Source organism: Novosphingobium rosa NBRC 15208 (assembly GCF_001598555.1).
In the GTDB taxonomy this organism is placed as follows: domain Bacteria; phylum Pseudomonadota; class Alphaproteobacteria; order Sphingomonadales; family Sphingomonadaceae; genus Novosphingobium; species Novosphingobium rosa.
In genome coordinates, this window is the sequence record NZ_BCZE01000043.1 from 16368 (window position 1) to 41878 (window position 25511).

At 62.0% G+C, this 25511-nt stretch carries 19 protein-coding genes and 2 pseudogenes; 12 read left to right on the forward strand and 9 right to left on the reverse strand.

The window, feature by feature from the left end; all coding sequences use genetic code 11:
• Positions 1 to 11 precede the first annotated feature (11 nt).
• Positions 12 to 554 carry a nuclear transport factor 2 family protein gene (locus tag SR3_RS16980; RefSeq protein WP_068088769.1) on the reverse strand — a complete coding sequence of 181 codons (543 nt, stop codon included), beginning with the start codon at positions 552 to 554 and terminating at the stop codon, positions 12 to 14.
• A gap of 216 nt (positions 555 to 770) precedes the next feature.
• On the opposite strand from SR3_RS16980, the gene SR3_RS16985 reads away from it, so the two are divergent.
• The 6 genes from SR3_RS16985 to SR3_RS17010 all read left to right on the forward strand — a co-directional run bounded on the left by SR3_RS16985 (position 771) and on the right by SR3_RS17010 (position 6126).
• On the forward strand, positions 771 to 1583 hold the full coding sequence (locus SR3_RS16985; RefSeq protein WP_068088778.1) for an enoyl-CoA hydratase/isomerase family protein: 813 nt from the start codon (positions 771 to 773) through the stop codon (positions 1581 to 1583).
• Between the two features lie 2 nt (positions 1584 to 1585).
• Positions 1586 to 2350, forward strand: coding sequence for a DUF2889 domain-containing protein (locus SR3_RS16990; RefSeq protein ID WP_068088780.1), 765 nt, complete (start codon positions 1586 to 1588; stop codon positions 2348 to 2350).
• 44 nt (positions 2351 to 2394) lie between these two features.
• Entirely contained in the window at positions 2395 to 3186 is a 792-nt protein-coding gene (locus SR3_RS16995) for an enoyl-CoA hydratase-related protein (RefSeq protein ID WP_068088782.1), read from the forward strand.
• Between the two features lie 135 nt (positions 3187 to 3321).
• Positions 3322 to 4539, forward strand: coding sequence for a hypothetical protein (locus tag SR3_RS17000; RefSeq protein WP_218018838.1), 1218 nt, complete (start codon positions 3322 to 3324; stop codon positions 4537 to 4539).
• A 7-nt stretch (positions 4540 to 4546) separates the two neighbouring features.
• Complete coding sequence (locus SR3_RS17005; protein WP_169805654.1) at positions 4547 to 5617, forward strand: phosphotransferase family protein; 1071 nt, start codon at positions 4547 to 4549, stop codon at positions 5615 to 5617.
• Complete coding sequence (locus SR3_RS17010) at positions 5614 to 6126, forward strand: hypothetical protein (protein ID WP_068088791.1); 513 nt, start codon at positions 5614 to 5616, stop codon at positions 6124 to 6126. The genes SR3_RS17005 and SR3_RS17010 overlap by 4 nt, the downstream gene beginning before the upstream one ends.
• Positions 6127 to 6129: 3 nt before the next feature.
• On the opposite strand, the gene SR3_RS17015 is transcribed toward SR3_RS17010, so the two are convergent.
• Positions 6130 to 7323 (reverse strand): oxidoreductase, encoded by a 1194-nt coding sequence (locus tag SR3_RS17015; protein WP_084455663.1) that lies wholly within the window; start codon positions 7321 to 7323, stop codon positions 6130 to 6132.
• Between the two features lie 379 nt (positions 7324 to 7702).
• Positions 7703 to 8512 carry a tyrosine-protein phosphatase gene (locus SR3_RS17020; protein WP_068088798.1) on the reverse strand — a complete coding sequence of 270 codons (810 nt, stop codon included), beginning with the start codon at positions 8510 to 8512 and terminating at the stop codon, positions 7703 to 7705.
• A gap of 1459 nt (positions 8513 to 9971) precedes the next feature.
• On the opposite strand from SR3_RS17020, the pseudogene SR3_RS17025 reads away from it, so the two are divergent.
• A pseudogene (locus tag SR3_RS17025) lies at positions 9972 to 10262 on the forward strand (transposase); the annotation flags it as partial.
• A gap of 403 nt (positions 10263 to 10665) precedes the next feature.
• Here the strand turns inward: SR3_RS17025 and SR3_RS17030 are convergent.
• Entirely contained in the window at positions 10666 to 11220 is a 555-nt protein-coding gene (locus tag SR3_RS17030; RefSeq protein WP_245653959.1) for a TetR/AcrR family transcriptional regulator, read from the reverse strand.
• Positions 11221 to 11401: 181 nt separating this feature from the next.
• Here SR3_RS17030 and SR3_RS17035 point away from each other — a divergent pair, with 181 nt between their 5' ends.
• The 3 genes from SR3_RS17035 to SR3_RS17045 are packed head-to-tail and all read left to right on the forward strand — an operon-like array spanning position 11402 to position 17119.
• The gene (locus tag SR3_RS17035) at positions 11402 to 12520 is read left to right on the forward strand and encodes an efflux RND transporter periplasmic adaptor subunit (RefSeq protein WP_084455664.1); all 1119 of its coding nucleotides are present in this window, start codon (positions 11402 to 11404) and stop codon (positions 12518 to 12520) included.
• A gap of 6 nt (positions 12521 to 12526) precedes the next feature.
• The gene (locus SR3_RS17040; RefSeq protein WP_068088803.1) at positions 12527 to 15700 is read left to right on the forward strand and encodes an efflux RND transporter permease subunit; all 3174 of its coding nucleotides are present in this window, start codon (positions 12527 to 12529) and stop codon (positions 15698 to 15700) included.
• Between the two features lie 3 nt (positions 15701 to 15703).
• Positions 15704 to 17119 (forward strand): efflux transporter outer membrane subunit, encoded by a 1416-nt coding sequence (locus SR3_RS17045; RefSeq protein WP_068088882.1) that lies wholly within the window; start codon positions 15704 to 15706, stop codon positions 17117 to 17119.
• Positions 17120 to 17283: 164 nt separating this feature from the next.
• Here SR3_RS17045 and SR3_RS17050 read toward each other — a convergent pair.
• Positions 17284 to 17615: pseudogene (locus SR3_RS17050) on the reverse strand (Tn3 family transposase); the annotation flags it as partial.
• Here SR3_RS17050 and SR3_RS17055 point away from each other — a divergent pair.
• Both SR3_RS17055 and SR3_RS32735 read left to right on the forward strand, forming a co-directional pair.
• Positions 17589 to 18431, forward strand: coding sequence for a M14 family metallopeptidase (locus tag SR3_RS17055; protein WP_307562217.1), 843 nt, complete (start codon positions 17589 to 17591; stop codon positions 18429 to 18431). The pseudogene SR3_RS17050 and the gene SR3_RS17055 overlap by 27 nt on opposite strands.
• Before the next feature lie 33 nt (positions 18432 to 18464).
• Complete coding sequence (locus SR3_RS32735; RefSeq protein WP_068088809.1) at positions 18465 to 18713, forward strand: hypothetical protein; 249 nt, start codon at positions 18465 to 18467, stop codon at positions 18711 to 18713.
• A 283-nt stretch (positions 18714 to 18996) separates the two neighbouring features.
• On the opposite strand, the gene SR3_RS17065 is transcribed toward SR3_RS32735, so the two are convergent.
• The 4 genes from SR3_RS17065 to SR3_RS17080 all read right to left on the reverse strand — a co-directional run bounded on the left by SR3_RS17065 (position 18997) and on the right by SR3_RS17080 (position 25461).
• A complete protein-coding gene (locus SR3_RS17065) occupies positions 18997 to 21834 on the reverse strand; it encodes a TonB-dependent receptor plug domain-containing protein (protein ID WP_068088812.1) in 2838 nt (945 codons plus the stop codon).
• 127 nt (positions 21835 to 21961) lie between these two features.
• Positions 21962 to 23290 carry an MFS transporter gene (locus SR3_RS17070; RefSeq protein ID WP_084455665.1) on the reverse strand — a complete coding sequence of 443 codons (1329 nt, stop codon included), beginning with the start codon at positions 23288 to 23290 and terminating at the stop codon, positions 21962 to 21964.
• Positions 23290 to 24474: a mandelate racemase/muconate lactonizing enzyme family protein gene (locus tag SR3_RS17075; RefSeq protein WP_068088815.1), complete on the reverse strand. Its 1185-nt coding sequence runs from the start codon at positions 24472 to 24474 to the stop codon at positions 23290 to 23292. Before SR3_RS17075 ends, SR3_RS17070 begins: the two co-directional genes overlap by 1 nt.
• 57 nt (positions 24475 to 24531) lie before the next feature.
• Positions 24532 to 25461, reverse strand: a complete 930-nt coding sequence (locus SR3_RS17080; protein ID WP_068088818.1) for a dihydrodipicolinate synthase family protein — start codon at positions 25459 to 25461, stop codon at positions 24532 to 24534.
• Positions 25462 to 25511 lie beyond the last annotated feature (50 nt).

Here is a 25511-nt window from a genome sequence, read left to right on the forward strand (position 1 = left end):
CAAGCCCCACATCACAGCCCCAGATCTCTGTGCGGTCGCTCCAGGATGAGCGGCCGCATATAGGACGGGTCACTGCGGTCCCAGCTTCCGCGCAAGAACAGATCCGGGTCCATCGCCGCCTCGGCTGGGTCAAGCTTGCCATTCCATTCGACCAGGCAGGCCCGCTGGGCCACAGCCCACTCGCCCTCACGCCGTTCGAAGCGATCGATGTAACGGCCCCCAACCATATCGATCGGCCCCGTCTTGCGGCGCAGCGTCGCCATGAAATAGGTTTCGACATGGGCACAGTCCCCATCCAGATCGATGGTCTGGTTCATGATATAATGGTGGTGCGAATCCCAATGACGGGCATGGCCCTCGCCTGCGTGGCGAATAAACCCCTCGGGACCGCCAATGTAGGCGCCGTGATCATCGATGGCGTCGCCATGATAGGCCCGCGCCATTAGTTCGTCGTCATGGCGGTCGATGCCGCGCGTGTAGCGCAATGACGTTTCGCGGATTGCCTCCTTGTCTAGCAGAATCTGCAGGGCCCGTTCGTCGATCGCCATGGTCATCACCTCTCGCCTCATGCGTGATGACAGCTATCACAGGCTGACGGCCATGGGTTGCCATGATCCTTGTCTCCAGCCGCAATCCAGCATGGACAGCATGCGCCGATGGCCGCCGGGATCACGCGGCGCTGCAACGATATGCTCGGCAGAGTTCCGCTACAGCCAAATCCATCGGCTGCGCGTGCGATATACTCCCCCTCACCTTGACAGGAGACAGCCATGAATAGCGCCGAGACAGACCTGCTGGTGGGCATGCTCTCGAATGGCATCAGCCGGATTACCTTCAATCGCCCGGAGCGCCTCAACGCGCTGACACGAGAGACGGTCGACAGGTTCAATGCCCTCCTGGACCGTATCGCCGCTGACGATACCATCAGGGCTGTCATCCTGACCGGCGCCGGGCGAGCCTTTTGCGCTGGCCAGGATGTGCAGAGCGCCGACGCACGCAATCGAACGGCCCCCAGCGGCCTGACCGAGCGCCTGCACTGGCAGGAGCGCTTTGCCGGCATGGCCGAGAGACTGCACACCATGCCGCAACTGGTCATCGCGGCGGTGAACGGCCCTTGTGCCGGCGCCGGAATGGCCATCGCCCTGGCATCGGACATGCGGATCGTCACGCCATCGGCGCGTTTTCTGAACGCCGCCGTCCGGCTGGGGCTTACCGCAGGCGAAACCGGGATGAGCTATATGTTGCCGCGCCTGATCGGCGCCGCGCGTGCCTTCGAAATCCTGATGACAGGCCGCCCTGTCGAAGCCGAGGAAGCCGAACGCATTGGCCTGGCGCTGCGAATCGTGGCGGAGGACGAACTGATCAGCCAGGCCGAAGCCCTAGCCCGCCAGGTGCTGGCCAACAGCCCCTTCGCCACCCGCCACACCAAGCGCGTGATCTGGGAGAACCTCGATGCCCCCAGCTTTCATGCCGCGCTGGAGCTGGAAAACCGCTCCCAGATTCTGGCCTCGATAACCGAGGACTACAAGGAGGCGACCGCCGCCTTCACCGAGAAGCGCGCACCTGTGTTCACGGGGCGCTGATCATGTCGAGACTGTCCGCTTATACCCCCGCGCCCGCCTATGGCACGGGTGTGTACCGCCGCCGCATCCGGCTCTGCGCCGAGGCGGACCGGGTGACAGCCGAAATGGAAGACGACCCCCATGCCATGCGCTGCCGGATCACGCATCGCGGCGGGATCGTCACCGCGCTGGAGGCTGATTTCCATCGCCATCCCCTCACCACCTGCCCCGGCGCGCATGTGCCGCTGGGCGATCTGGTGGGCATGGCGATCGACATCACCGCGCAAGGTTTCTTTGCCGGAGGCCGGGCCAGGCAGAATTGCACCCATATGCTGGATCTGGCCTGGCTGGCGATGCGGCAGGCCGCGCGTGGTCCTGGTGAACGCCTCTATGCCATCGACATCGCCGATGCGGTGGAGGATCACGCACGCGGTGTGCTGCGCCGCGATGGCGAGGAGATCCTGGCATGGGAGGTGGCCGGGGGCGGGATTCTCTCCCCCGCGCCTTTCGCGGGCCGCCCTTTACTCAACGGCTTTGTCGGCTGGGCGCTCGCTGCGTTGGAGGATGACACGATGGAGGCCGCACTGGTTCTCCAAAAGGGCTTTTTCGTCGCGGATTCGCGGCGGGTCATCCTGCCCTCCGGTCCGATCCTGCCGGAGGAATATCCAGCCCTGGGCGGCGCCTGCTTCGGCTTTGCCATGGAGAGGATCGCGGCGGCCCGGCGCAACAATGCCAGCCGCCGCGACTTTACCGATCGCCCGGAGGATCTGCTCGCCTTTCGGCCGTGACCCCGCCCTCACCATCCTGCTCAAGCCATCGGAAGCCAAGCATCATGTCCTTTGACCATATCACCTTTTCCATTGAGACAGGCATCGCGCGTCTGACGCTCAACAGGCCCGAAACGCTCAATGCACTCAGTCGTCCCCTGCTCGGCGAAATGATGGAGGCGCTGGATTTGGTGAGGGACTCGCATGATGTGCGTGTCCTGGTCCTGCGCGGCGAGGGGCGCGGTTTTTCCAGCGGCGCAGATCTGTCGGGCGGCGGTTCGCCTGCCGGATCGTCGGGTTTCGATGCCGGACAGGTGCTGGAAGATTTCTACAATCCGCTGATGGAGCGCTTCTTTGCTCTGCCCTTTCCGGTCATCGCCGCCGTGCATGGCCCCGTGGTGGGGGCCGGATGCATGATCGCGCTGGCCGCCGACATCGTGCTGGCTGCCCGCTCGGCCTATTTCCTGCAGGCCTTTGTCAACATCGGCCTGATCCCCGATGCGGGCAGCACCTGGTGGCTGCCGCGTCTGATCGGGCCAGGCCGCGCCCTGGCGATGATGATGCTGGGCGAGCGCGTGCCCGCCGAAACGGCGGCAGGCTGGGGCATGATCAATGAGGCCGTCGAAGACGCGGAGCTGGAAAACCGAACCAGCGCATTGGCCACCCGCTTGGCTCATGGACCGACCCGAGCTTATGGGCTGATCCGGCAAGCTGTCCGCCAGGGGTTGGCCCAGGGTTTTTCCCAATCGCTGTCGCTTGAACGCGCCGGGCAGCAGGCCGCCGGCAGCAGCGCCGATTTCCTGGAAGGGGTGAGCGCCTTCCGCGAAAAGCGCAAACCGCTCTTCTCCGGCGCGTAGAACCATCATCTGTGCGACAGGTTGAGTTCCGCTCAGCGACAGTTTCACCGCGCAAGTCCCTTGTATGACCGCGCCGCCCGCCTCTAATCTCACCGGCGGAAACGGACAGGCCCCATCGAAGCGGAGATCCCAGCCGTGCAGATCCTCACCCCCTATGACGAATTTCCGGTTCACACCACGCCCTATCCCGTCAGCTATATCCCCTCGACCGACTACAGCTGGGACGAGGGCTATTATTTCGGCGTGCTGAACCCCGACGAAAAGCTGTTCTTCTGCACCGGCTTTCGTATCAACCCCAACACCGACATGATCGGCGGCTATGCGCTGTTCAATCTGAACGGCGTGCAGCGCACCTTTCGTTTCAGCCGGTGTTGGCGCCAGGATTACCATCTGCGCGTCGGCCCATTCCGTGTCGAAGTGATCGAGCCGCTCAAAACCATCAGGCTTGTGCTGGAAGACAATGACAGCGCCATCGCCTTCGACATTCTGTGGGAAGGCACCTCGCCCGCCCATCTTGAGGAGCATCACAGCGCACAGCTGCGCGGGCGGCGCACCACCGACCAGAGCCGCTATTCGCAGCCCGGCAAGACCAGCGGCACGTTGCGCCTGAGCAGCCGCAGCTGGGATGTTGGCCAGCCGGGCTGGATCGGCGTGCGCGATCACAGCTGGGGCCTCTATGTCGAGCGCCCACCATTCGCAGCCCATCCCAAATGGCTGCCGCCGCGCCCGGAGAACAAGAATGCCCGCGCCTTCCGCTTCTGGCTGGTGTTCCGCTGCGGCGATCTCAGCGGCTTTTACCATATGCATGAGGACAAGGCGGGCGTGCAGCGTAAGCTGGACGATGTGTTCGGCACGCCTTTCGGCGGTTCGCTGGTGCTCGGCTGGAACGAGCGGGTCCATGAGCTGACTGCGGGGCGCCACGACCTGACCTTCCGTGAGGGCACGCGCATCCTGACCGGCGCACGGGTGACGCTGACAGACACGCAAGGGGGCGAATGGCTGCAGGAGATCAGCGTGGCCGCCCCGCCCTGGGTGATCCAGACCGTGGGCTACACGCCGGGCAGTTGGAAGGATGGCGGCAGCTTTCACAGCTATCACGGCTCGGAGACGCTGGCGACCGAATGGGACGAATTCGACTTCTCGACCCAGCCCTTCGATTACATCCCCTATGGCGAGACCGGCCGCGACGAGCCGGACACGATGCGCACCGGTCTTTCCTACCGGGAGAAGATCCATGGCGTGGAATATCTGGTCCGGGTGAAAACCACATCCCCAACCGGCGAGGTCTATGAAGGCGCCGGCCATGTCGAGCTGTTCATCAACGGGCCCTATGCGCCCTATGGCTTTGCCTGAGCGCACGATGGATTTCAGCATTCCCCATCTGACCCGCTACCTGGAGCATAGATTCAACGAGCCGGTCACCGTCTGCGAGGTCGAGCGCTTCTCGCGCGGCACATCGCGCCAGACCTGGTTCGTGACCATCGAGCGCCAGGCCCAGGCGGCGCGTGAGGTGCTGGTTTTCCGCACCGACCTTGCCGCGGGCTCGATCGAGATGTCAGGGCTCGATCAGGAATTTTTCATGTATGACCGGCTGGGGCGCGCGAACGTTCCGGTCGCTCAGGTGCTCTTCTGGGAAGACGATCCGGCCTGGACCTCAACCCCTTTCTATGTGCGCCGCAAGGTGGAGGGGGACTGGAACGTCAAAGGCTTTCTAGATCCCGATCCGCGCTTTGACGATCTGCGCATCGCCACATCGAAGGCTCATATCAGCGCGCTGGCCCAGGTCCATCAGATCGACTGGCGGGCTCTGGGTTTTGGTGAAAGGCTGGCTGTACCGCAAGATGTCACCGCTTGCGGGCGCACCTATGTCGATACGCTGATGGCGCAGTTCGAGGATGTGCGCAGCCAGGGCATGGCGATCATGCTGGAGGCCGCCGAATGGCTGCGCGATACGGCACCGGTCGCGCCGCGCATCGTGTTGTGCAAGGGCACCAACGGCTTTGGCGAAGAGGTGTTCAAGGACGGCAGGCTGGTGGCGCTGAGCGATTGGGAAGAAGCTTCGATCGGCGATCCGGCCGCCGATTTTGCCTTCATGCAATATTTCGCTCCGGTGATCGAGCGCGATGGCCAGCAGATCTGGGGCATGGAGCAAGCTCTGGATTTCTATCACGATCTGACTGGCATCAGGATCCCTCTCGCCTCGGTCCAATATTATGGCGTGATCCGGGCCATGCGGCTAATCGCGATGAGCGAGAAATCAACGCAGGCGGTGCGCCGTCAGCCCGCACTCGCCGAAATCCGCCAGGCCTGGACCGGGACAGAGGTTGGCTACATCTGCCGGCGCGGCCTACTCGCGGCCATGGGTCTCTCCGAGCCTCCGCCCGCCCATGCTCTGGCTGAATTGCACGAGACAATCGAGGCACCACTATGATTTACCCCACGGCCACCGATCTCCTGCGGACAATCGATGCAACACTAGCGGACAAGGTGGAACCCTCGCTCAGCGACTTGTCGGGGCGGAGCGCACTGATCACCGTTCGTCATCTCCTCAATTTCGTGCGGATAAGGATTGAGGGCGAAGGCCAGATTCTCCAGACGGACATCGAAATGACGCGGCATCTGATCGAACAGATCATCGCCTATCACACTCAAGCCTGCGACGCTGCGAAAGGCGCTACGATTACCGCATGCCTCGTCGGCTGCGCATCCACAGGTGCCTTGCCGTACCCATCGCTGGTCCAACTGGCCGATGAAGCTGCGGGACTGAATGAACTGCTTCACGTGTCGCTGGCCGGATTGCAGGAACTACGCGAGGAACGCCAGAACGATGCAGCCTATCAGGACATCCGGGCAGCCATTCGCAATCACCTCAAACGCCAGATCGAGAATGAGGGAACACTGGTTGCTCCAGCTTTCTTCGGGCGAGGGCCTCGTCGGTAATATTCAGTCCAGCCGAGCTAAAGCATCACGGGTATAGGGCCGCAGATCGGCAAATCGTCCCGTCCTCACTATGGTCGCCCAGTCAGGGTTGCTGATCATTGCCCGGCCCACCGCAACCATGTCGAACTCACCCTGTTCAAACAAGCCTAACAGGCGATCAAGGCTCACAGGGCGAGCGAGGTCGAGTTGACGATTCTTCTCGTTCAGAAAGTGCTCTGCATAGTCTTGCGTGCCAACCCCAAACGCCTGATCCAACGTAACTGATCCCACGGTCATCGTCGGCTTGCCAGAAAGCACCTTTGTCCAACCGGCCAGAGTACGCGCGGAACCCGCAAACGCTGGCTCCCAAAAGCGACGTACCGAGACATGGAAAAGATCAACACCAGCATCAACCAGTGGTTCGACTAATTGCGCGACGTCATCCGGTGTCTCAACAATACGCGTATCGTAGTCCTGCAGCTTCCATTGAGAAAAACGAAACAGGATCGGAAAATCGGGGCCGGTACGACGACGCACTTCGGCTACAACTTCGGCCCCAAAACGTGCCCGATCCCGCAACCTGCCATTGTAGCGATCAGTCCTGCGATTCATAACTGACCACAGGAACTGATCGATCAGGTAGCCGTGCGCTCCATGGATCTCAACCCCATCGCACCCGAGTTCTCGGGCCGCGACCGCCGCTTTGCCAAACGCTTCTATAACATCGGAGATCTGCCCGTCGGTCATTGGCCTCCCGTAGTTATAGCCCAGTTGCGTTCGCAATTGCGCATCCGTGTTGGGGATGTACCAATCAGACGGACCGATAGATGGCAGGTCGGCGAAGGGCTCGGTTCCCGGCGCCCGGGCAAGACCGGCATGCCATAACTGTGGCATGAATGCACCTCCAGCCTCATGGACTGCGGCAACTGGTTCACGCCAAGCGGCCAGCGCAGCCTCACCGAAAAACCAGGGGCTGGTCGGATTCGAACTGGCACCGGGCCCGATCGCGCTCGCCTCCCCGAGGATCAACCCAGCGCCGCCCTCGACACGCCGACTGTAGTAATCAGAATAGCCGGCTGCGATCACACCATCTGTGGCAAAACAACGTCCCATAGGGGCCATCGCAACCCGATTTGGAAGCCTCAGCCGATTGATCGTTACCCCATCGAACAGCGCCTCAACGCCCCTTCCCGGCACACCGGAATCTTGTACACTCATGGGATCCATCCTTCCTGCGAGATCGGCGAATTTTACCCGGTCGGTCACAAGCTTGTGCCCGTGTCGACTTCCTTGACGATCAGCAGAGGTGTTTTAAGCCGATCTTGGAATTTCTCTTCATCCTCGAGAATGAGCTTGTTGTTTTCTGGAAGATTAGCGCGCAGACTCATTGCGCCGCGCACCAGAACCGGATGTCGTGGTCATGGGCAGATCCAGCATCACGTGATCCAACAGCTGGAGTGGTAGCCGGATAGCAATCGAAAATGACGAGATCCGAACAGAATATAACGTGATCAGAACAGCTAACGCTACGCGCCGCAACACGCCAATCGAGCCATAACCGCTCCAGTCAAGCAAGCATTCACTTACGAGACAGCACTCAGTCCAAGCAATGGGATCGCACGCGGTCCAGTTTTGCACTGTCGATTCCTGTGGCTCTCGCCAGGAAGGTTTCGATCGAGCCCCAAAGCTCACGAATTTCAGCCAACGTCTTCGCCAGATGAGGGACGCCGTTTCGATCAACCAACGGACGTGGCTGGTATGCGGCGGCACCGCGCGCTGCATAGGCGTCCTGGAAATAGCGCGCCATAGCATTGTCATGCTGACGCTCGATCATCTTCCCACGGTCTAATTCGTTTTCAGGTCGACGCCATTGAGTAGATAGCGCATAATCCTCAAGAATAACATCTTCGGGCACGCCCAGTACTGACAATAGTAAGCCGATTGCAAGGCCAGTACGATCCTGCCCGGCAGTACAATGCACGATGATCGGCGTGCATCCCTCTGCCAGGGCATTGAACATTCCCGCGAATGACGGTGCCAGCAGTTCGGCGAATAAGGGATAGAGCCTCTCCTCCATCTCTCCCACCCCTGCGGTGTGATCCTCACGTGCGCGGGCTCCTCCCAGCAGTTGCTCTGTCGCATAGGTTGCACCAACCTGCTGCGGTGCTCCCTCACCCGGCCATTGCGTCGGCCCCAGCTCGCGTTCATCCTCAGATCGTAGATCGCAGATCGCGGCGATCCGCCGCGCTTTCATCCATCCCCAGTCGGCAGGAGTTAGGCGCAGCAACGCGCCGGAACGGTAAACGATTCCCCATCGCAGGCTCTGCCCCGAATCGGTCGCATAGCCACCGATATCCCGGAAATTAGACGAGCCTTCCAATGCAATCAGGCGTTGTTCATTCTGCATAGATCGTCCTTTCCGGTCATCTCAGTTCCTCTTTATCACTGCCAATGGACGATTTTGCGCGATGCCACTTATCTCTCACTGCAAAGGCGCCACTCTCTAAGTGAGGGCGCCGCTCATCTCCGACCACTGCCTGGCTCGGCGAACACAAAAAGGACTTCCTCCGCCGATTTTCGGCATGGCTTCCAGCGCTCTGTAAACTTTGCGATAGGCAGGCCTATAAAGGCATAGACCAGTACGAAGGCGGCGTTGGAAAGCAGGCCAAAGTTCCAATCACTGAGCGAAAAATCTTCATTCCTTTTTACAGAAGGGCCAGCGCTGTCCCGACGGCATGGCTCATCTTGTAACCAAACGGCAGCGCGATAAGGGCAGCCTAAGCACGGCTAAGAGGTTGAGCAGAACCAAACGCGGTGTAGGTTCTCACTGGAAGGCCCGCGTGACCAGAGGTTCAGCTTAATCGTCAGGCGCACCAGAATTTTCAAGCGTGCACAGGAACGGCAAAGACATCGACGCGCACTCCCGGAACACCTTCGAAAAAGACAATGAAATAAGTTATTTATTATAGAGAATATTTGGCATTCTCATCAGTTCGTATCTATTCTTTATCAGTTTCTTGGCGTCATCACGCGCATACCTTCGGCACATTTTAGAATTTTTACCAAAATCTGCTGAAATTTTATTGAACTTATAAAAACAACATAAACCATCAATATGTCTCCAAAACGCCCCTCTATACTCGGGCGTAAATTCAAGTTTGATTAAGAATTCATCAGCGTGAGCATTCGAAGCACGCTGGGCGGGGTTCGAGCCAAGATACCACCAGGCCGGTCAATCGATGCTGATCATGGCCGACTATCGAGTCGAATACCGTCAGAGTGCAGCATCAGTCAAATAAATATGCAGCCCCCATGCATTGTGGCTAAGAATTGCATGCCATAATCTGCACAAGAATTTATTTCTATTTTTTTGAAACTTGATGCCTTCAACGGATGATCTCATCGACGTGCGAGGTCGAGAGCGCTGCACTTCAGAACGAAAACGCGAGGTCCGCCTGCTCCGAATCCAAAACCCTGCTCCCTCCATGCATGGAATGGAATAAATAGTGAATTTTGATGAATTATCGATGGGATCGTCGCGCACATTTAACATACATGTATTTATTTGGAGAACGCGATGGGGAGAAAGAAAATAGATCCGCGCCATCATGATCGGATTACATGACATGAACGGATGCCTCGCACTTGTTCGAACAAGGTTGCAGTTTGTCTCGCCCTTCCTCCAATTGTTATCCTCATTGTATGCTTCTGGTGGATTGGACTTTTATGAAGTTTCAACCGCCATCGACGTACCCCTCCCGCTCAGAAGGGCCATTGAATTGCTAATTGAATTGAGGCCTTATTACGCGGCGTTGAACCGCACTAACTTTGCCGGAGGCTCCAACTTCTGAGAAAGTGGAGCCGATATGAACAAGACAACGAACAGATTTGCACCTGAAGTCCGTGCCCGCGCGGTGCGGATGGTCTTGGACCACGAAGGCGACCATCCTTCTCACTGGGCAGCCACCGTTTCGATCGCGGAGAAGATAGGCTGCGTTCCCCAAACCGTGTTTGAATGGGTCAAGAATGCCGAGGTCGATAGCGGCAGACGGGCTGGTGTGCCAAACGAGATGGCAGATCGCCTAGAGACGTTGGAGCGCGAGAACCGTGAGCGGCGGCTGGCCGACGAAATCTTACGCAAAGCGTCGGCTTATTTTGATCGTGTGGACGGCCTCACCCTCGCGAGTCATTCTTGCTCGCCGCGGGGATTCCTGAGCGACAAGGAGGACCGTCATGAAGAGCTACGTTCGGATTGGTAACGATCTGGCGAAAAACTTTTCCCAGGTGCATGCGTTGCTGCAGCGTAAACTCAGCCCTGCCAATTTTCTCCTTTTTTCGAGACATAGCTCCAAGCCGCGTTGGGATGGAGGCCTGCGCAACAGCACATCTCTGGGCGCGCGCCTTGTAAGCACTAGGGCATGAAAGTGGTCCTGATGTCACCTGTCTATACCAAGGCTTACGTCAAGAGAGGCCAAAACGATGCTGTACATACAGAAGCCGGTTGACGATGTGCCCTTTCGTCTCTGCCCTATCGCGTCCCGGCCATAGCGCGAATCGCAATCAACCGGCTTCGGAATCCTGTCGCAGTGCAGCATAAATCATGTCCGCGCTTCTGCGGGCCGTCTCCTGATCCGAGAGCTTGCTACGCGAGAGCGCGCGGTGACCAAGGCCGAACATGCAGGCCAGAAGAAGTTCCTCAGCCGCCTTCTGAGCTTCTTCGGCCATCGCTGTATTGACCCGCAGCGCAAAGCCCCGGAGCACCTCACGGTATGCTTCGCAGAGCTGTCCGATTGTCTGGGCGACCGCTTCGCTTCGATGGCCTTCGGCGAGAATCTCGAATGATAGGGCCTCATCCCCGTGCTCGATCGAACTCAGAAGAATAAGCCTAATTGCTTCAAGAACTTCAATTTTCCTGGCGTCGACATCTCGGGCTATCGCATTCATCACCTCGATGCGCTGAATGGTATCGTCCTGAACGATGGCTACGATGATGTCGCTCTTGTTCGCAAACAGGCGATAAATCTGACCCGTGCTGATCATGGCCTGAGAGGCCAGTTCCGACATTGCGGTCTGGTGGAATCCCTTGGTTGAAAACAGCTGCTTGGCTGCCGCCACGATCTGCCCTCGCCCTCCATCTTGTCGCCTTGGTGCCATCACGTTCTCCACTTTTTTGTTGAAACCGATCCATAAGCTCGTATTGCACCGCAATAGGAATGAACGATCATTCAGTTTCTACCACAATCTGCGAGCACGCTTAATGGTAAATTTGCGCACCGCCAGCGTCTTTGGCCTGATCATGACAACCTCCCTGTCAGCCTGCGGCCAAAATGCGCCCCCGCCCGCGCCCCCCGCGCCATCGGTGGGTGTGGTGACGCTGGGCACGGAAGCCACCACGCTTTTCACCGAGTTGCCCGGCCGCGTCGCGGCAGTCGAAACCTCCGAGGTGCGCCCGCAGATCAACGGCCTGGTGCGCAAGCGCCTGTTCGAGGAAGGCTCGCTCGTCCATGCGGGCCAGCCGCTCTATCAGATCGATGACGCGCCCTACCGCGCGGCGCTGGGCACGGCGCAGGGCAATCTGGCCAATGCGCAGGCCACGATCCGCTCCACCCAGCTCCAATTCGAACGTTATCAGCGCCTCTCGAAGATCAACGCGGTCAGCGGGCAGGATGCCGACAATGCCGACGCCTCGGCCCAGCAAGCCAAGGCCAGCGTGCAGGCGATGCGCGCGGCGGTCGATGCCGCAAGGGTGAACCTTGGCTACACCACGATCCGCGCGCCGATTTCGGGCCGGATCGGGCGTTCGCTGGTCACGGTGGGCGCGCTGGTCCAGTCGGGGCAGGCCACCGCCCTCGCCGCGATCCAGCGGCTCGACAGCGTTTATGTCGATGTCACCGAATCCGCCTCCGACCTGCTGGATCTGCGCGAGGCGATGCAGTCCGGCAGTGTGACCCGCGATGGCGCCGGCAGCGCCCGGGTCCAGCTGATCCTGCCCAACGGCCAAACCTACCCAATCGAAGGCAAGCTGGCTTTCTCCGAAGTGACGGTCGACCAGACCAGCGGATCGGTGACCCTGCGCGCCAGCTTCCCCAACCCCAAGGGCCTGCTGCTGCCGGGCATGTATGTCCGCGCCAAGCTGGTCGAGGGCGTGCGCCAGCAGGCCATCCTGGCTCCGCAGGAAGGCGTGACCCGCAATGAGCGCGGCGAGGCTGTCGCCATGGTGGTCGGCGCGGACAACAAGGTCGAGCAGCGCACACTGACCACCGCCCAGGCCATCGGCAACAAGTGGGTGGTAACGAAGGGGCTGAAAGCAGGCGATCGGCTGATCGTCGAGGGGCTGGTCAACCTTCAGCCCGGCACCGTGGTCCAGCCGCATGCGCCTCAGCAGGTGACCGCCACGGCCAAGAGCGGGAACTGATCAGCCATGTCACGCTTTTTCATCGAACGGCCCATCTTTGCCTGGGTCATTGCCATCATCCTCATGCTGGCGGGCGGTCTGGCCGTCCGTAGTCTGGCCGTGGCGCAATATCCCGAGATCGCCGCGCCGGGCGTGGTCATCACCACGCTCTATCCGGGTGCCGACGCCCAGACGCTCGAGAACACCACGACCCAGATCATCGAACAGCAGATGAAGGGGATCGACCACCTCGAATATTTCTCCTCCACCAGCGACAGCGCGGGCAATCTGTCGATCACGCTGACCTTCCAGCAGGGCACCAACCCGGACATCGCGCAGGTGCAGGTGCAGAACAAGCTGCAGCAGGCCACACCGCTGCTGCCGCAGGAAGTGCAGCAACAGGGACTGCGCGTCACCAAGGCGACCAAGAGCTTCCTGCTGGTGATGGCACTCTATTCACAGGATGGCAGCCACAATCAGGTTGATCTGGGCGACTACATCGCTTCCAAACTGCAGGATCCGCTCAGCCGCGTCAGCGGTGTGGGCGACACGCAGGTGCTGGGCGCGCAATATGCGCTGCGCGTGTGGGTCGATCCGATCAAGCTGACCAACTACAGCCTGACCATCGGCGACATCACCTCGGCGATCACCGCGCAGAATGCCCAGGTTTCGGCGGGCCAGATCGGCGGCGCGCCCTCGGTCGAGCATCAGGCGCTCAACGCGGTCATCACCGCGCAGAGCCGCCTGCAGACCCCCGAGCAGTTCCGCAACATCATCCTGCGCACCAACAGCGACGGTTCCACCGTCCATCTCTCCGACGTGGCGCGGGTGGAAATCGGCTCGGAAAACTACAGCTTCCTGGCCCGTTTCAACGGCAAGCAAGCGGCTGGCTTCGGCATCAAGCTGGCACCGGGCGCCAATGCGCTCGATACGGTGGAGGCGGTCAAGAAGCAGATCGCCGTCATTTCCAAGCAGTTCCCGCCTGACATCAAGATAGCCTATCCGGTCGATAACACCACCTTCGTGAAACTGTCGGTCGAACAGGTCGTCCACACGCTGGTCGAGGCGGTGGTGCTCGTCTTCCTGGTGATGTTCCTCTTCCTGCAAAACTGGCGCGCCACGATCATTCCCACCATCGCCGTGCCGGTGGTGCTGCTGGGCACGCTGGCCATCCTCAATCTGGGCGGGTTCACCATCAACACGCTGACGCTGTTCGGTATGGTGCTGGCGATCGGCCTGCTGGTCGACGATGCGATCGTGGTGGTCGAAAACGTCGAGCGCCTCATCCACGACGAAAAGCTCTCGCCCCGGGACGCCGCGATCAAGTCGATGGAGGAAATCTCCGGCGCTTTGGTCGGCATCGGTCTGGTGCTGTCCGCCGTGTTCCTGCCGATGGCCTTCTTTGGCGGCTCGACAGGCGTGATCTTCCGCCAGTTCTCGATCACCATCGTCTCCTCGATGGTGCTCTCGGTGCTGGTCGCACTGGTGCTGACGCCCGCGCTCTGCGCCACGATCCTCAAGCCCGCGTCGGAAGACCACGCGCACAAGACCGGCTTTTTCGGCTGGTTCAACCGCATGTTCGATCGCAATGTCGAACGCTATGGCAGAAGCGTCGAGAAGGTAGAGCGCAACTGGGGCCGCACGCTGCTGGTCTACGGCCTGATCGTGGGCGGCATGGCCTTCATCTTCCTGCGCCTGCCCGGTGGCTTTCTGCCAGCTGAGGATCAAGGACTGCTCTTCACGCAGGTCACGCTGCCCGTCGGCTCCTCGATGGAGGAAACGCAGCGCACGCTGGACCGTGTACGTGATCATTACCTGAAGGATGAAGGCGCCAACGTCGATACGGTTTTCACCGTCGCTGGTTTCGGCTTCGTGGGTCAGGGACAGAATGTGGGCATCGCCTTTGTCCGCACCAAGGACTGGGCCGACCGCAAGGGCGCAGCCAACCATGTGCCTGCCATCGTCGATCGCGCCAATGCCGCCTTTGCCAAAATCACGGCCGGGCAGGTCATTGCCTTCAACCCGCCCTCGGTGCTCGATCTGGGCAACGCCGACGGCTTCGATTTCGAACTCAAGGACGAGGCAAATCTGGGCCATGCCAAGCTGCTGGCAGCCCGCAACCAATTGCTCAAGATGACGCGCGGCGACAAGAGCCTGGCCATGGTCCGCCCCAACGGCCTGGACGATTCCCCTCAGCTCAAGCTGACCGTCGACCAGCCCCGCGCGGGTGCTTTGGGTCTAGCCCTGTCAGACATCAACACCACGGTCAGCACAGCTTTCGGCGGCTCCTATGTCAATGACTTCATCGACCGGGGCCGCGTGAAGAAGGTCTATGTCCAGGCCGATGCGCCCTTCCGCATGCGGCCAGAACAGTTGAACGACCTCTATGTGCGCGGCTCCTCGGGCACGATGGCACCCTTCTCGTCCTTCTCCACGCATGACTGGACGATGGGGCCAGCCAGGCTGGAGCGCTACAATGGCGTTCCTGCGATGGAACTGCTCGGCGCCCCTGCCCCGGGCAACAGCAGCGGTCAGGCAATCAAGGCGATGGAAGCTCTGGCCGCCAAACTGCCCCCGGGCATCGGTTACGAATGGACCGGCCTGTCCTATGAGGAGCAACTTTCGGCAGGGCAGGCGCCCGCGCTCTATGCGCTCTCGCTGCTGATCGTGTTCCTGTGCCTTGCCGCGCTTTATGAAAGCTGGTCGGTGCCGATCGCAGTGCTGCTGGTGGTGCCGCTCGGCGTGATCGGTGCGGTGTTGGCCGCAAGGCTGGCCGGGCTCAACAATGACATCTTCCTGCAGGTGGGTCTGATCACCACGGTGGGCGTCTCGGCCAAGAACGCGATCCTGATCGTGGAGTTTGCCGAGGAGAAGATGCGCGAAGGGCTGAGCGCGGCGGAAGCCGCCATCGAGGCGGCCAAGCTGCGCCTGCGTCCGATCCTGATGACCTCATTTGCCTTCACGCTGGGCGTGCTGCCGCTGGCCCTGTCCAGAGGCGCGGGCTCGGGCGGTCAGAATGCCATCGGCTGGGCGGTGGTCGGCGGCATGATGTCGGCCACGGTGCTGGCAATCTTCTTCGTGCCCACCTTCTTCCGTCTGGTGAAGCAGCTGTTCCGCCAGGACCAGCCTAATGGCGAACACCTGCCCGATGAAACGTCCGAGCAACCGGCGCTGGGCGCCCATGGTTCGCAGGAGCTCTGATTGATGAACCCTCGTTTCCTTTCGCTCGTCACACTGCTGGCACTGGCGGGCTGCGATATGGCGCCCCGCTATGTCCGGCCCACAGCACCGGTGCCCGCCACATTGCCCACTGTGGACAATGGCGCGGGCGCTGCCACCGCCAATCCGGCCGACGTGGCGTGGCGCGATTTCTTTGTGGATGAGCGGCTGCGCCGCCTCATCCAGCTGTCGCTCGACAACAACCGTGATTTGCGGGTGGCGGTGGCCAATGTCGCCGCGGCCCGCGCGCAATACCATGTGCAGCGCGCCGGCCTCCTGCCCACCATCGGGGCAAGTGGCGCCGCGACCTATCAGAAGACGCCCCCCGGCCTCGGCAGCGTGGCGAGCAGCGCCGGGCAAGCGGCGGGCAATGCCACAAGGGTCGATATCTATCAGGCCAATGTCGGCGTCTCAGCCTGGGAGGTCGACCTCTTTGGACGCATCCGCGACCTGACCAAGGCCGCGCAGGAGCAATTCTTCGCGGTACAGGAAAACCGCGATGCGGCGCAGACCGCTCTGGTGGCCGAAGTGGCCACGGCATGGCTGACCCTGGCCGCTGACCAAGACAAGTTGCGCCTCGCCCAGAGCACCGCCAAGGCCTATGGCGAAACCTATCGTCTGACCCAGGCCCGCTTTGCGAACCGCGTCGCTTCGGAATTGGAGGTCCGCCAGGCGCAGACCAGCTTCGACAGCGCCCGCGCCGACATCGCACAGGCCCGGACCCAGGTGGCGCAGGATACCAATGCGCTCAACCTGCTGGCAGGCACCACCGTGGCCGCCGACATGCTGCCCCAGGAGCTGGCCGATGCCACGCGCGACGCCCTGCCCGAGGGTCTGCCTTCGGATGTGTTGCTGCGCCGCCCGGACGTCGCTTCGGCCGAGCATGTGCTGCGCGCAGCCAACGCCAACATCGGCGCGGCTCGCGCGGCCTTCTTCCCCAAGGTGTCGCTGACGGCGGCCTTCGGCACACTCAGCCTTGGCCTGTCGAACCTGTTTGGCAGCGGCAGCCAGTATTGGTCAGTGGCGCCCACAGCGACCGTGCCCATCTTTGACTTCGGCAAGAACCAGGGCAATCTGCACTATGCCCAGGCCACGCGGGACGCGCAGGTGGCGACCTACGAAAAGACGGTCCAGACCGCCTTTCGCGAGGTTGCCGATGCTCTGGCCCAGCGTGCCCATATCGGCGATCAGCTGGAGGCGCAGACATCGCAGCGCGACGCCGCCACAGTTGCTTTCAAGCTGGCCGAGGCGCGGTTCCGTGAAGGTGTCGATCCCTTCCTCACCACGCTGGATTCGCAGCGCAGCCTCTATGCTGCACAACAGAACCTGTTGACCGTGCGGCTTGCACGCCAGACCAATCTGGTCGAGCTGTATCGCTCGCTGGGCGGCGGACTGAAATAAAGACGGCAGTATCGCAGTATGGCTTGCCATGACTGTGACGCTGCTGCCGGGCTGGAACATGAGCCCAGGCTGAAAGCTCATGGCGACATACATTAGGGTCACTACACGAAAGTGTATTTTACGTAAGCTAAGGGAGAACCTCTCGTGAATACGGGCGGACGCCATCATGCGGCCAGGAGCGATGAAGGCGTCCGCAGCGGACGAAGTTGGCCAGGATCGGGGCGGCTTTCGACATTCCAGCGATAGTCGCCGGTGAGCGAGATATGCTCCCATCCCAGCGGGGCGATATAGCGCGCAATGTCTTTCGGAATCGCCAGCGCCCCGACTGCCCGTTCGAGATAACGGGTGTTCCACAGAATGATGGCGGCCACGAGCAGATTGAGGCCGGAGGCGCGATAGGTCTGGTTTCGAACCACTGGTCGCGCAACTCACTGAGCTGGTTGAAGAAAAGCGCACGGGCAAGCTGGTGGTGCTCATTCAGGCGGGCATCCACTCGGGAGAAATCGATGGCAAGGATGCCGTGCTGATGCTGCTGCGCGACATCGCCATGCGCGGCAAGGATCATCTGCTCGATGCGGTCGATCTGGCGGTGGTGCCGATCTACAACGCCGATGGCCATGAGCGCATGAGCCGCTGGAATTTCCCGGCGCTGCGCGGCCCGCTGGAAAAGGGCTTTGTCGGCAATGGGCGGAACATCAACCTCAACCGCGACTGTGCCAAGGCCGACGCCCCCGAAACCCGCGCGATGATCGCGCTGCTGCGTCGCCTCGATCCCATCCTCTATCTCGACTGCCATGTCAGCGACGGTTTCGACATGGGATATGACACCACCTTCACCTATGCCGGATGGGGCCGCTATGCCTATCACCGTACCGGGGCGGACTGGCTGATGACCCGCTTCGGCCCGCAGGTGACGCAGGCTCTGCAACGCGCGGGGCATTCGCCGATCATCTACCCCAGCCCTGTCGATACGCGTGAACCGACCAAAGGCATCCGCGAAGCGCCCGAGGGACCGCGTTACTCCACCGGCTACGGCGATTTCATCGGCGTGCCCACAGTGCTGATCGAAAACCACATGCTCAAACCCTATCGGCGACGCGTGCTGGGCACCTATGTGCTGCTCGAGGCGGCGTTGACACTGGCCGCGCAGGATCGCGCAGGGATCGTCGCGGCCAAGCGAGCCGATCGCGCCAGCCGCCCCGCCACCATGCTGGTGCGCTGGAAGACCCGCGCCGAACCGATCGGCTGGATCGAAAACTTCAAGGGCGTCGCCTCCGAGACCTATCGATCCCCCGCAACAGGGCGGGTGTAGCAGCGCTGAACCGGTCAACCCGCAAGCTGGCGCATGCCCGTAGGCACGATCCGTGTGCCCTCCAACCAGCCGCTGGGGCTGCTGGCGGCAGCGCTGCTTGAAGCCGAAGCGCCCGATTCCTTTCTGGCCCAGAACGCCGCGATCAGGGCCGCCTTCGACAGCAGGCTGGCCGCCAATCCCGCCTTTGCGCAGGCCCCGAAGGCGCGCCTTGATTGGCTGATGGAGCGCCTGCCCGATCGCAGTCCTTTCCACCTGATTTATCCCATCCGGCGCGAAACGTGAGTTGGCTTTGCCGACCTTGCGAGCCCCCCGGAGACTAGGGCTCAGTGCATTGGTTGATCATGCACATCATGATGAGCTGTGAACGCTGTCAAAACTGCTCTTCACGACAACTCGTCGAGGCGCCAAAACTCGCCCTACGCTCATGGCCAACACAATGCCTCTGTCTTGCTGAGGGCTTCCGGTCATGCCTTATAAAGGCAGGCGTCCTGCCGCACTGAAATAGCAAGTGCGGCAGGTTCCTGAACATTGCGACGCTGCCCAAACTGATGGCGCAGGGATCACCTCAAAACCGTGTCCGGAAGCCTGCCGTGATGTAGGTGCCGACAGGATCGTACATCGAATAGTTCGATTCCAGAATGAAGGACGACACCGTGCTCAGCACCGGCGGCTTCACATTGAACAGATTGTTGACCGTGACGAAGACCTCGCTGTCCTTGCCCACGCCACGCAGCTTGTTCTTCAGGGTTACGTCGGTGTAGAGCCGCCCCGGCACATGGTTTCTGTCGATATCGACGCCGGTCACATATTGCGCATTGTACAGCCCCGCGCTGATATAGCGCTCCTGCACGAAGGCCGAAAACGTGCCGCGGTCGTAGGCGGCGGTCAGCGTACCGTTGAACTGGCCCGCCTCACGCGCGCGGTCGATGGGCGCGGCGCCGGGCGCCTGCGACACATTGCGTGTGGTGAGATTGCCAAGGGCGCGCAAGGTCACCCGCCCGCCCAGCAAGCCGAAGCGGTAACCCGCCTCGATATCGAGCCCGCTGTTGCGCGCCGAAGCCAGATTGAAGGGCAGCAGGTTGAGGTAATAGGTGCCGTTGGTGAACTGGATCTGCGAGCAGACCACCGTGGCCCCCGCCGCACACTGGTTGATCGTATCCTGCGCCGAAAGCGAAGCAATCGCCGCGCTGATCTTGATGTCGTAATAATCCACCGACATGTCGAAGCCACGCAGGAACGCCGGCTGCACCACCATGCCGAAGGTCAGCGTGTTGGCCTTCTCCGGCTTGAGATCGGGGTTGCCGCGCGTATAGCCCAGGAACGGCACGGTGGCGCCGGTCCTGGGATCGATCACCGTGGCATTGCCTGCCACACCGCCCGAAAACAGCTCCAGAATGTTGGGCGCGCGGATATCGCGCGAGCGTGTCAGGCGCAAGGTAAGGCCTTGCACCGGCTTCCACACACCGCCCAGCTTCCAGGTCACCACCTGCCCGCTGGTGCTGTAATCGGTGAGGCGCACGGCGGCGTTCAGATCGAGCGCCTTGATGAAAGGCCGATCCGCCGCCACGGGCAGCGCCAGCTCGCCATAAAGCTCCTTCACCGTGACACGCCCGGAGATCGGCTGGGGATTGGAGGCATAGAACCCTCCCAGCGTCCCCGATTGTGAAGACGCCGCGCCGCGCAGCCCGGCAAAATTGTTGATCGCCTGCGAGACCGCATCACTGGTCTGATTGGCGGTTTCGCGCCGCCATTCAGCGCCTACCGCCAGCGAGGCGGGTTTGGACCACAGCGCCGCCCAGTCGGGCAGCGAGCCCTGCACATTGACGGCCGCCACATCCTGCGTCAGCTTGAGATAGCGCCAGCTGTCGCCCGTCACATAGGCGGCGGTGGCCGCATTGATCGCCCCCGTGCCGAAGGGGTTGATCGGGGTGCAGCCCGGGTCCAGCCCGTTCAATGTCGAACGGCAGACGATCTGCCCATTGGCCGGGTTCACCACCGCATCGGCGGCGGCATAAATGTTGCGGTTGTTCAGAATGTTGCGGTCGAACACCTTCAATTGGCTCTGGCCGTGGGTGAAATAGGCTTTGGCGGTCCAGTCGCCGCCCAGCTTGCCGTTCAGCCCGCCCACGAAGCGCTGGGTGGTGGAGTAATTGTCCGCCACATTTTCGGGCAGATTGCTCCAATATTTGCCCAGCGTGAAGGAGGCGATGCCCTGCGCGGTCATCTGGCTCTGGATCGCGGCGGGGATATAGGGGTTGCCGCTGTAGATCGTCAGCGCGTTGGATCCGGCATTGTAGTTGTAATATTGTTCGAAGGGCGTGTGCGAACGCGACAGCGTGCCCTCGCCGAACAAAGTCCAGTTGTCGGTGACGTCATATTCGGCATGCAGGAAACCGTTGATGCGATCGACGCTGGCCCCGAAGGGCGCAACCGGGGACGGCCCGTCGCCGCCCGCCATAAAGACCGAGCTGACCTTCGAGCCATAGATGAAAGGCGTGGGCGTGCCATTGGCGGTGAAATCCGTGCCTTTCAGCGCGCCATTCAGGATCAGCCCGCCATAGCTGCGCCCGCTGTAGGTGATGCCATTGGCCAGCACGCGCGCGGGCGTGGTCACGCCGGTCGCATTGGGGATCCAGGCGCTGACATCGTTGCGCCAGGGGCGGGCGGTGGAATAGGTGCTGATGCCGTTCTTGTGGAAATACTCCAGGCTGGCGATCACCCGCCCGCGCCCGTCGGCAAAGCCATGCCCCGCCGCGATGGTGCCCCGATAGCTGCCCGCATCGCCATAGCGCGAGATGCCGCCCTGCATTTCGGCCTTCACGCCCTCGAATTTGGTGTCCAGCACGAAATTGACCACGCCAGCAACGGCATCAGAGCCATAGGCCGCCGAGGCGCCGCCGGTCACCACATCGACGCTACGCACCAGATTTTGCGGCATCAGATTGACGTCGGTCGAGCCGCTGACGTTCGAGGAAACCACGCGCCGCCCGTCGAGCAGCACCAGCGTCCGGTTGGCCCCCAGCCCGCGCAGATTGAGCAGGCTGGCGCCCGCATTGCCATTGGCGCTGGTCCCGGTGTCGACCGAACGGTTCGACAGACCGCGAAAAGCGGGCAAGGTGGACAAAGCGTCGGCAATGTCATTGGGCGCGGTCTGCTTGATCTGCTCGGCCGAGACCACGGTGACAGGCGTGGGCGCATTGTACCCCGCCTTGGCGATGCGCGAGGCCGTCACCACCAGATCGGCGCCTTGCGTGGTCGGCGCGATCTGGCCGTTGGCCCGTGGCGGGGCGGGCGGCGCGTCCTTGCTATCGCCGGTGCCTTGCGCCATGGCGGGCGTTGCCGCCAGGCACAGGGCGACGATTGCAATGGAGACCGAAGTCTGGAAACGTCCTGATTTCAACATATGCACCCCCTCTATCTTGTCGATTATTCTGGTGTTCGAATGGTCGGTTCAGCAGACGCAGGGCACGGGCCAACACTCCGCCGCGAAGCGGTCGATGCGGGAACCGGCGCTGGAAAAATCGTTTTGTCTAAAGCTCGCTTGTCTCGAAACGCCGTATCGGGCCCACGATCAGCCAATAAGCCGCCACCGCCGCCAGCACATGCAGGCCGACATAGAGCAGCGCCCCGTCGAAGGAACCGGTCTTCTCGACGATGATGCCGATGGCGATGGGCGTGATAATGCCGCCCACGCTGCCCGCAGCGTTGAACACCCCGCCCGTCAGGCCGATGGCTTCGCGTGGCGCCGTATCGGCCACCACCGTCCAGCCCAGCGCGCCGAAGCCCTTGCCGAAGAAAGCCGCCGACATGATGGCGATCACCAGCGCATTGCTGCTGACCAGAGCGCAAAGCATGATGGTGGAACTGAGCACCAGCCCCAGCGTGATCGGCAGCTTGCGCGCCAGGCTGAGCGAAGCGTGACGACGCAGCAACCAGTCGGAAAACACCCCTGCCGAGACGCCGCCGATGCAGCCGCAGACCGCCGGAATGGCCGCGACAAAGCCCGCATCGAGCATGGTGAAATGACGCCCCTGCACCAGATAGGTCGGAAACCAGGAGATGAAGAAGGTCGACAGGCTGGCCACGCAATATTGCGCGAAGAACACGCCCAGCAGCATGCGGTTGCCCAGAATGGCCACCAGACCGATGCCGGGCCCGGTTTTTGGGGCAGGTGCCGCCGCCAGCGCGCCGCGCGCCACCATATCCTCCAGTTCCTCACGCGAGAGGCGCGGATGCTTGTCGGGCGCGAAATAGGCCAGAAACCAGACAGCCGCCAGCACGATGCCCAGAGCGCCCATCACCGTGAAGATGTGCCGCCACCCGGCATAATGCGCCAACGCAGCCATCAGCGGGGTGAACACCGCCAGCGAGAGATATTGCGCCGAGTTGAAGATCGCGCCCGCCAACCCTCGCTCGTCGGCGGGGAACCAGGCGGCGATGATGCGCCCGCAGGCCGGGGCCACCGGCGCCTCCAGCAGGCCCAGCACCACGCGCAGCAAGAAAATGGCCATCACCGGAAAGGCGACATAGCCGACCCCGCTCATCAGAAAGGTGGCCAGCGACCAGCAGGCCAAAGCGGCGAAGATCGCGATGCGCGGCCCGATGCGGTCCACCAGATAGCCTGCCGGGATCTGCGCGAGGCAGTAGCTCCAGGAAAAGGCGGAGAACAACCAGCCCATATCGATGGGCGTGATGCCGAAATCCTTCGCCACGCCGGGCGCCGCCACCGAAAGCGTCGCCCGGTCGCCCGTGCTGAGCGCCAGCACCAGCGTGATCAGCGCCAGCACCACGAAGCGCAACCGGCCCCGCGTGACGGCGCCGACCAGCGGCGGATCGATGGAAGGCGCGAGCGGCCCCATCACATGAACGCCGTCGAGCCGTCGGGCCGGGTCGGCACCTTGCGGTCCCAGCGGACGTAATTGTCGCTGGCGAGATAGTCCTCGTCGATCTCCACGCCCCAGCCCGGCCGGTCGGGGCGCAGGTCGAGATAGCCCTCGCGCGGGATATAGGGATCAACCACGTAATGCGCGCCGCCGATCGAATTGCCATGCATCACGCTGGCCTGCGCGGGAATGGCCCCGGCGTTGGGCAGGCGATATTCCAGGATCTTGAAATTGGTCTGCGCGGCGCAGAAATGCAGATTCACCGCCGTCGCCAGCGGTCCCATCGGATTGTGCGGGGCGACGGTAACATAATGCGCCTCGGCCAGAGCGGCGATCTTGCGCATTTCCAGCAGGCCCCCCACCACGCAAATGTCAGGCTGGATGATGTCGGCGCCCTTCACCTGCAGCAGGCGCAGGAATTCATAGCGGTTGTAGAGCGACTCCCCCGTCGCCAGAACGCAATGCGTCTGGCGGTTGAGATCGCCCCAGGCCTCCATGTTTTCGGGGCGAAGGGGTTCCTCGAAGAACAGCGGATCATAGGGCGCCAGCGCATTGCCGAGCTGCGCCGCCAGCTTGGGCTCGAAGATCTTGGCATGGGCATCGAAGGCGATGTCATGCCCGACCGCTTCGCGGATCTGGCGGAAATAGTCGGCGCTGCTGCGCACCACCTCGCCCCAGCGATGCGCGTGAATGTCGATGCGATAGGGGCTGAGCTTGAAGGCATCGACGCCCCAACTCTCATGCCAGGCCGCCATCACATCACGGGCGTGGGCCACATCGGGCGCCGTGTAGATCCCGGCATAGACCCGCACCCGGTCGCGCACATGGCCGCCAAGAAGCTGATAGACCGGCACGCCCAGCGCCTTGGCCGCAATATCCCAGAGGCAATGATCGATGGCCGACATCGCCGCCAGACCGATGGCCCCGGGGGGAAAGCGGGCATGCTGCATCATCAGCTGCATCAGAAACTCGATGCGGCGCGGGTCCTGCCCTTCGAGATACTGCGCCAGATAGTCCAGCACCGGCACCAGCGCGCGGTCGGGGCCGTGGTTGTAGCATTCGCCCCAACCCGTGATGCCCTCATCGGTATCGATGGCGAGGATTACGCGCGGGCGCTCGCCGTCTTGCGTCATAAAGGCCCGCAGCTTCACGATCTTCATTGTGCATCCTCTCCCGGCGTGGGCCTTTGCCCCTTCACCACGATATGTGGCGCGACCCTATGCCTTGACCAGCCCGTCCGTGGCGATCTGCGCCATGAACTGGCGCAGCGTATCCAGCACCTGCGGTGACAGCGGCCAGGCAGCGGGCGGGCGCGGCGCGCCGCAATCCTCGCCCAGCAGTTGCAGCGCGGCCTTCACCACGGAGACATTGGTGCCATTGCGCTCCTGAGCGCGCAGGGTTTCGAACATGGCGATCCGGGCGATCAGGCTGCGCGCGCCGGCATAGTCGCCCTGCTCCAAAGCGTTGCAGATCGCCACCGACAGCGCGGGGCAGACATTGATCAGCCCCGAGGTAAAGCCCCGCGCACCCACGGCGTAAAAGGCCGGGGCCCAGGTTTCGGCCAGACCGCCGCTCCAGATCAGGGCGGGATCGCAGGCCGCAATGGCCTCGGCCAGACGCATCGGCGTGGGGCAGGCCCATTTGACGCCGACGACATGGGGCAGGGCGCAAAGCCGTGCGATCATCTCGGTGCCGATGCCATCGTCTCGCAGATAGAGGATGACGGGCAGATCCTGCCCCACCTCGACGATGCGCGACACGTAATCGACAAAGCCGCGCGGCGCGACGAAGGGATCGGGCGGCTGATGGATCATCAAGGCATCCACCCCGGCCTCGCGCGAGGCGGCGGCCAGTTGCAGCGCATCGTGAATGCCGCGCCCCACCCCGCCGATGAGCGGCAGGCGACCGGCGACGATCTGCGCGCTGGCCCGCACCATCGCCTCGGCCTCGGTGGTGGTCAGAGCGTAAAATTCACTGGTGTTGCCGTTGATGACCAGCGTGCCCACGCCCGCCGCCACCGCGCGGTTGACGATGGGATGCAGAAGCCCTGTCGCGAGGCGATCACCGGCATCGAAAGGTGTGACCAGAATCCCGGAAACGCCACGCAGGCCCTTTGCCAACCGGTCATCCGCTTTGCTCACCATCATCCTCACCCCATGCCTGCTTGTTATGTTTTTTTACAGGTTCGCCCCAACAT